The 565-nt window shown below is 63.4% G+C and carries 1 protein-coding gene; it reads right to left on the bottom strand.

What is annotated here, in order from left to right:
• Positions 1 to 565: acyltransferase domain-containing protein (locus ACSMFO_RS40225; protein WP_436462550.1), on the bottom strand; the 565-nt coding region annotated here is incomplete at both ends.

The following is a 565-nucleotide window of genomic DNA, read 5'->3' as shown; positions in this document are numbered from 1 at the left end:
TCCACCGGGATCCGCTTCGCCCGCACATCCAGCAGCTCACACCGCTTGACCAACGCATCCAACCCCGCGACGTCACCAGACACCACCACCGACGCTGGGCCGTTCACCGCCGCCACCGACACACCGTCGGGCAGCAACTCCCGCACCCGGTCCTCCGAGGCAGCAACCGACACCATGCCACCGAGCCCCGACAACGCCAAAATCGCCTTACTCCGCAAACACACAACCCGCGCAGCATCATCCAACGACAACGCACCCGCCACACACGCAGCAGCGATCTCACCCTGCGAATGACCCACCACAGCCGCAGGCTCCACACCACACGCCCGCCACAACCGCGCCAACGACACCATCACCGCGAACAAAACAGGCTGCACCACATCAACCCGCTCCAACGCAGCCGCATCCGACAACACACCAGACAACTTCCAATCCACAAAGGACGAAAACGCCACCTCACACTCAGCCATCGACTCAGCGAACACCGGAGCAGCCAACAACAACTCCTCCGCCATCCCCACCCACTGCGAACCCTGCCCCGGGAACACGAAAACAGCCTTACCCG

It is taken from the genome of Amycolatopsis sp. w19 (assembly GCF_051373225.1).
GTDB lineage: Bacteria > Actinomycetota > Actinomycetes > Mycobacteriales > Pseudonocardiaceae > Amycolatopsis > Amycolatopsis japonica.
The sequence above is the reverse complement of the archived record's forward strand: the minus strand, read 5'-3'. Positions and strand labels throughout refer to the sequence as shown.